The following is a 7,922-nucleotide window of genomic DNA, read 5'->3' on the forward strand; positions in this document are numbered from 1 at the left end:
GATTTATAATATTCATCTTTGAATGTAGCAAGTTCAGGATATTTTGCCGCAAATATCGGATTTGCCGCATATTTTTCAGCCAATTCAACTCTTTCTTTTTCCTCTGTCTTTGTCATATCCCACGTTGCACCCGGAGCATATGAGTTCCAACCAAGGAATGTTGCACTACAATCAACAAATATATTGCCTTTAAGTGTGTTTCTGTTACCTTGTGCCGTTACACCGATAACATTATTGGCACCGTCTGAACCGATGTTTGCAAATACATTATTGTAAATCTGCAAAGCGTGACCGTAGTTATCTGTTCTTATTGCCGAAACATTAAGCTGTTTCTTATATTCACCGACCGGATAAATACCGATATTGTAAATATAGTTGTTCTTTATAACACTGCCTCGCCATTGCGGTACATATTCGTTTCTGGTATAAATAGCGTCCATATCCAAACATTCTTTAACCGCATCGTGAATTTTATTATATTCAATTACATGGTCATTACCGTGATAGTTAAATATACAGTGCGGAGCGTCATACAAATCATTGTACGCAACGTGAATACCGACACCGTGCATTGCAATCGCAGGAACATATGATTTCTGCAAATATCCTACATGGTGAATATTATTATTCAATATCTCGTTATTGCTTGGCGTTAATGTCTCCAAATCACCGCCGCGAAGATACAACGCAGTACCGCCGATATTTTTAATATGGTTATTATCCAAATGAACGTCTGTACCGTTTATAATAATAGCGCCCGAGCCGAAATTAAAGATATTACAATTCTTCACATCAATATGATTTACACCGTTACCGTCATCGACAAAACCGTCCCAAACGTGTCCCGGGAATACTTGTGAGTCGGTATATTTATCTATGTCAGCTATATAAACCGACGAACCCGAACCCTTCGTGAAGTTTGCACCGTTTAAATCGGCACCTCTCGAAATCATCCAATCTTTGAAACTCGGTATTGAATATCCCGCACTTGTACCAAGTACCGCATATCCACGTCCGCCTTTCATTGTAATGTTACTTACATTGACATATTCAGCACCGTTAAAGTTGAAAATCGGAGTTTTCAGCATAGACAAGCCGATTTCATAATTACCGCTTGTAAAATCTGACGGTGCGTAATAGTAAAGTTTGCCTGTGTCACGGTCAATGTAGTATTCACCCTCGGTATCAAGTTCTTCAAGCAAGTTTTCACCGTAGAACCAACCGTTTGTATAGTATGTATTAATACGTCCCTCTTTTATAGTCAAAAGTTTCTTTGACGTATCAATTTTATCTATCGGATATGTGTTGTTTTCATAGTTGATTGAAATTGTACCGACTATATAAGCGTCCTTAGCGTCTTTCCACTTAGAAACTCTTTCATCTGTATAGCGGAATCCGAAATTATCTGTATCTACATTATCTGTAGGAACAGATATTGAACCGCTGTTCGGATAACGTGCAAGAGTTTGGTTTTCATCATTTACAATAAGTTCTGCCTGTGCATATCGGCCTTTATTGAAATAGTGATAGCCTCTTGTACTTAATTCACCGTAATCTGTAATACCGTGTTCCTTAAGGTCAACCATAAGGACTTTTGACGCGGCATTTTTATCAATCATAACGTTTTTAGCCGTATCATCAGCCGCAGTAAACCAACCCTTTTCCAAAGGTACTTGACCAGAAATCGTTACAGCCTCTCCCGGATATGATGTATATGTTATCATGCTGCCCTCTTTACCGGAATCTTCTTTTGTAAATGTCATACCCTCGTCTATATAGTATGTACCGCCACGAAGATATACAGTTACACCGCCTTCAGGCAATGAATTTGCCGCATTCATATTTTTGATTGTTTCTTTTGCTTTCTGAACCGTTGCAAACGGTGAGCTTTCACTACCGTCATTATTGTCACTGCCATTCGGCGCAACGTATAACTTAGCCGATGATGTTACATCACCGCTGTTGTTATTAGGTCCGTTTCCGTTGTCAGGCTCTTTTATTCCACCGTTTTTATCTATCAATCTCACTGCAATAACACTTGCCTCAGCTCGTGTTATATTACGATTTGGTTCAAAACAGTTATCATGATTGCCGTTTACTATTTTCTTGTCATATGCAATCAGAACATACGGCTTGTATTCTTCAGCTATTTCCGCATAGTCGTAGATTTTTGCTTTTACGGCATTTTCATCTGCGACTGCAGTGTCAGATAAAGCGTTGGCTATAATTTTTGCCGATTGACTTCTTGTCAAAGTTGCATCATAATCTGAATATTCATCAGGTTCTATTAAACCTAATTCAACAGCTTTCTGTATATAAGGCGTTGCCCAGTATCCATCACCCGGCTCTGTTTCAAAGCCGAGTGATTTCACCATCATAGTCAGAAATTCCGTAACACTCACATATGAATCAGGTCGTATTGTTCCGTCATCATATCCGCATATCACACCATAACCGTTAAGACGCATCATAATAGATTTTGACCAATGTTCCGAAAGATCCGAAAATTCCGGTTCTCTCGTTATTGCGGCAAATGTTGTTGACTGCAAAGTGACCGCAGCTGCAAGCAAGACTGTCGCTATTTTTCTAAATCTATGTGACATTTTCTATTCTCCTTCAGTTTCATTCTCCTTCACTTTGAGTTGTTTCATTCCCCTTATTTGCTCTCCATTCGTCTATCTGACGTTGGATTTCCTCAACGATTTTATCATCGCCTGCCGCAATAAGTTTTTGTTGGAATTCTTCGTACAATCCCATAGGATCAGCCGCCGCACCGGAGTTAAGAGATTTCTTATATTCGCCTATTACAGCTGTTACCTGTGCAAGTTCCATCTTTATAGGGTCTGTATCTAAAGTAAATCCTCTAAGTTTTGAATCTTCTGCTTTTTCGTTTACACTCTTAATAAACTCGTTATCGTATATTGGATTCTTGTCTTGCATATAGATTTCATAACCGTTAAATGTGTTACCCATCGCAAATCTGTATTGTCCGTATGGGCTTTCAGAAGTCGGTTGTGATGTATAACCTATAGGTTGAATTTCCTTGTCGTTTACCTTTGTATAATGTTCGCCCTCAATACCGAATACAAGCAGATTGTACAAATCTTTACCCTTTTCAGTATTCATAAGACCGATCAACTGCATTGCACGTTCAGGGTGTTTTGAATTGATTGATATTGCAGTATTCGACGCAGATGCGGCATATGGAATGTAATGCTTGTTCTCAAACGGAATTTTTACATATGCAGTTGAACCTGCGGCTTTTTTACTGTCAATTTCAGATTGAGTAGGCATATATCCCTGACCGACAATATAGTTTGGACCGCCCTTTACTTCGTAATCTTCAGTACCTACATTGTCGGCTGTAAGAATATCTTTTCTGATATATCCCTTATTGAACCAATCAGCATATACTTGAACAAATGTCTTGTATTCCGGAGTTCTGTATAGGTTAATCAGTGTATAATCATCACCGCTTGCTTTTATCTTATATGGACTTGAAATCCATTCGTAGCCTTTTTCAACGTGATCGGCGAATCCGTAAACACCCTTTTTTAAATCTCCGCCGTCCTTAATCATTTTTATGTATTCTTCAATCTTATCCCATGCCTCTTTATCCATAGTTTCCTTTGATGAGAAGAAATCGGCAAGTTCTTCAATATTTATCTTGTCTTTATACTTTTCATATATGTCAATCGGAAAATCAAGCGATGACACATATGATACCATTTGTTGCATACACGGTATACTGTAAAGTTTTCCGTCTACACGTTGTTTATCCATAATTTTGTCCGGTATTTCTTTCTTTAAATCAGGAGCATATTCATCAATTAAATCATCCAATTCCAAATATGAACCCTTTTTTACTTCGCTTGTGTACGGAATCATCCAGCCATGCCATACTATATCAAGGTCTTCATTTGACGCACTTGCAAGTTTCCATTTTTCAGCATAGTCAGAAGATGTCACACATTCAAATTCTACTTTTGTATTCGGCAAATATTTTGCAAGTTCTTCATTAAACTTATCCCAAACTTTCTGTGAATCTTGTTGTTCACCTGGGCCTAGAAACATCCATTTTAATGTTACCTGTTCATCACCTGTGTCCTGCACCGGTTGAGTTCCGCAACCACTGAGCAGCATAGTAGCTGCTGCAGTGGCTGCAATGATTCTTTTTACATACTTCATAATTTTTCCACTCCTTCTTGTTTTATTTTTTTATCTAAATATTACTACCAATTTTGGTGACCACCAGTATGAATTTATAAGCACACGGTCGCCCTCTCTTAAATCTGATGCCGAAGAATTATATATTTCTCCGTCACTGCTGTCATAACGATAAGTTGTTGAATTAACAAGCATTGACTGATATTGTTCTGCACCGTAACGGTCAACATATTTTACAACAGCCGTTCTTCCGTTATCGGCAACTGATATAACATCAGCAATCATATTTCCGTTTAGCTGAATGTGATCGCCGTCTATTCTTATCGGACCTATATCGTCCACTCTGACAATAACTCTAAGCATTTCAACTTTATCGTTTGATGTTGTATATTCAATAATATCACCGTGTTTTAAATCTTCTACTTTTATGTTTGAATAATCAACACGGTCTTTCCAGTTTGTTGTCGGTTGGTCATATATTATATGATCACCGGCAAACACGCTTTGTCCGCCTACAAATTGAATTAATGTACCAACTTCGTCATCTTCGTTGACCGCCGTACATATTTCATCAATTATGCAAGGTGTACTGTATTTACCTTCACTTGCCGTATTACTTACGACTGCTCCCAATGCTCCGCCCGGGCCTGCGTCATACAGATACAACGGTGCCGGCAAAGCCATATCTGTTGAAGACAACTTTGTTTCAATTTTATATGCCTTTTCATTATCCTTATCCGTAGGAACCATAAATTGAATTGTCTTTCCGTTTACGAAATTGTATGGTTTGTTTTCGGCCATATTTTTATAAAAACGCAATCCGCTTTCCACTCCTGCACTGTTCTTCGGATGAGCATTTAATACAAATTCTTCATCACTGGCAACATAATATGTTTCAGAAGTTTTATTTACTGCCGTTTTTATATTCTTTATGTAGCCGTTATCATCGGTTTTACAGATAATAAGTTGGTTTACACTTCCGTCCGGGCTTGTTGTTTTCAGCATTTCCGGAACATCGGCTTTGTCAACTCTCTTATCATTGAACGTAATTTTCTTATCCAATGTATACGTTTCAAATGTTCCGTCTTTCATAAACAATCTTATTTCACCTGTCGCAGGACCCGGTTCATAATAACAATTAACTACATACGCATAATTCTTTGATGTTCCCGAAACCGCGTATGCCGCAAGTTGATTGAAATAATCAATGTAAAATACGCCTTCATTACCGACTGTCGGCTCATATGTACTGCTTTGACCTTCGTCAAGTCTTGAAATATATTCATTTGTAAAAACGTATTCCGTTCCGTCTTCAAGTACGGCATAATGCTTAGTACCTTTATTATAAAGTTTTGTTGCCTTGCCTGTTACTTGATTATTTGAAATCAAAATCTCGGCACTTAGGTTGCCTATTGTATTTTTACTCATAGCAATCGACAGAATACTTCCTGTTGAAATACTTGAAAAATCAGCCTCTTTACCCTCTGCAAAATATTTTGCATTTATATTACTTCCGTTGCTTAAATCAAGTGAACCTTTATCGTATTTAAAATATAAAAGGCTGTCTGTCGCAATAGCTTTATCAACAATAAATGTTTCATAATCTTTGATTATAACGGTATCGTATGTACTTCCGCCATTGTTACTGATTAAACGTACATATCCGTTATCGGCTTGAAGATCTGCGTCTGATACAACATCAAGTTTTTTTCCGTTATAGATAAATGTTGCATTATCAGAAATTTTTGCTTTCTTGATTTTGTTGTTATCATAATATTCAAATTTTTCTTTTGACACATTTTCTGCAATATCTTCCGATTTTACTTCAATCATTTCGGATTTTTTATCGGCAACTACGTGCATAATATAGTATCCGCTATCGTCAGCCTTATAGTAAGCCGTTACTTTCATTCCTAAATATTGAGAAAAATCAATTCCGTTTGTTTCAAAAATTTCATTGTCAATTTTTACGTTGTTTTCTTCATATTCATCATCGGCACTGTATAGTGATGTATTCCCGTATGCTCCGACTATTCCGGTATAGCGGTAAATGTTAAGTGCATAACCCATATATTCTTCGTTGTTATCCGAAGAAACAACCGAATTGTTTTCATAACCTGTTATTACACGGTATTTCTTACCTTCCAACACGTTTTGAATCATCACTGCCGCATCGGTGTAGTTGACTTCTTCATTTACAGCACCGCTTACACCTTTTAGAATGTCGTTTGATACAGCGGTAGCATAATATCCGCTTGGGTATCCGCCTTGTTGCTCTGCCCATTCACTGTAACCGGTAATCGAAATCATTACCTTAACAGCCTCGCCAAGTGTAAGCACTGCGTCAGGCTTAAATTCAGCCTGTCCGTAACCCATCATTATTCCGCGTTCATACAACAATTCGATACTTGCTGCCGCGTCATTATCAGGTAACACATCAGAGAAAATTCGGCGAGGAGCATTTGTTAGGGAGGACTCCCCACCCATAACTCTGACAATTATTTTAGCAAATTCAGCTCTTGTTATTGCATTTGAGGCATTTTCTTCTGTAATGTCTGTGTATATTTTCAAATCATTCATCAGCGAAATAGCCTCTGACTGTTTTTCACTAAGGCTGCCCTCTGCCCATACACAGTTTACAGAAAATATTAAACATAGAGTGAATATGCAAATGCTTATCCATTTCTTCATATATTTTATTATCTCCTTTCGCAGTTTATTGTGTCATAAAAATCATTCCGCAGTAGGATGAAGTTTATCATAGACACGTTTAATCATTACTGCCGCCTGTGCCCTCGTCGCAGGTTGCTTTGGAGCAAACAATTCGTCAGTCATTCCATAAATAAATCCCATATCCGCCGCCTCGACAATATAATCATATGCCCAATAACTTATATCATCAAGGTCATTGAAGTACAATGATTTACCTTTTTCTAATTTTGTATTTGTCTTGCTATTATATGCCGCAACAATAACTCTTGCAATTTCTTCGCGGGTAATATCGGCATTCGGTTTAAATAAGCCGTCATATCCGCTCATATAATCGTTACTTCTTACTGTCTGAACATATCCCGAATACCAATCGTCACTTACTACATCAAAGAAACTGTTTTCATATTCGGTTGTATCCAAGCCCATAGCTTTGCTAATCATCGTTGCAAATTCTGCTCTTGACACTCTGTCTTCCGGTCTGAATTTATCGTTTTCATCACCGTTGACAATTCCGAGTTCTGCCATATATTCAACATCTTCTCTTGCCCAATGATTTTTCATATCTTTAAAACGAAGAAGATATGTGTCCAACTCGTCTTCTGTCTTTTCAATTTCATTTTTATCTTGCGGCGGAATAGCAACTGTACCGGTATCAGTTTTTACATCTGCCGGTGAGGTTGATTTGCTTGGAGATGAGCTTCTTCCTCCGCCACCGCCTCCGCCGCCGCCGGAACTACTTCCTGACGATGGATTAATACTGCTAAGCTTGTCTAAAAGTTCTTCTCGTATCGGCAAATCATAAAATGCCAAAACAAGTTTTTTAGCGTCGTTTATGTCTGTCGATGATTTACTGTAAACAGCTTTATTTACTGCACTTGATACCTTATTAAGTTCAAGTGTAATTTCAAAGACTTTGAGTTGCTTTATCTGCAATTCACCGTTATACTCAAGATATATTTTATCTTCAAATGAACTCTTTTGTTTTCTGTAATCATATGAGGCTTTTATATCCTGATAGTCACCTGTTGCTGTTACTTCTGCTA

4 protein-coding genes are annotated in these 7,922 nt (G+C 37.8%); all 4 read right to left on the reverse strand.

Annotated features, from left to right (window positions below):
• Positions 1-2,603 (reverse strand): S-layer homology domain-containing protein (locus tag ACLTU0_RS09455; RefSeq protein ID WP_412322193.1); only part of this gene is annotated, 2,603 nt, incomplete at its 3' end.
• Between the two features lie 19 nt (positions 2,604-2,622).
• Positions 2,623-4,188: an ABC transporter substrate-binding protein gene (locus tag ACLTU0_RS09460; protein WP_412322194.1), complete on the reverse strand. Its 1,566-nt coding sequence runs from the start codon at positions 4,186-4,188 to the stop codon at positions 2,623-2,625.
• Positions 4,189-4,218: 30 nt separating this feature from the next.
• Complete coding sequence (locus ACLTU0_RS09465) at positions 4,219-6,858, reverse strand: S-layer homology domain-containing protein (protein ID WP_412322196.1); 2,640 nt, start codon at positions 6,856-6,858, stop codon at positions 4,219-4,221.
• Positions 6,859-6,900: 42 nt separating this feature from the next.
• Positions 6,901-7,922 (reverse strand): S-layer homology domain-containing protein (locus tag ACLTU0_RS09470; RefSeq protein WP_412322197.1); only part of this gene is annotated, 1,022 nt, incomplete at its 5' end.

It is taken from the genome of Hominilimicola sp. (genome assembly GCF_046972485.1).
GTDB classification, from domain to species: Bacteria; Bacillota; Clostridia; order UBA1381; family UBA1381; genus Hominilimicola; species Hominilimicola fabiformis.

What these genes read in the sequence shown, in the direction of transcription:
- ACLTU0_RS09460 (WP_412322194.1), bottom strand. Translation starts at nt 4,188, where the DNA reads ATGAAGTATGTAAAAAGAATCATTGCAGCCACTGCAGCAGCTACTATG.
- ACLTU0_RS09465 (WP_412322196.1), bottom strand. Translation starts at nt 6,858, where the DNA reads ATGAAGAAATGGATAAGCATTTGCATATTCACTCTATGTTTAATATTT.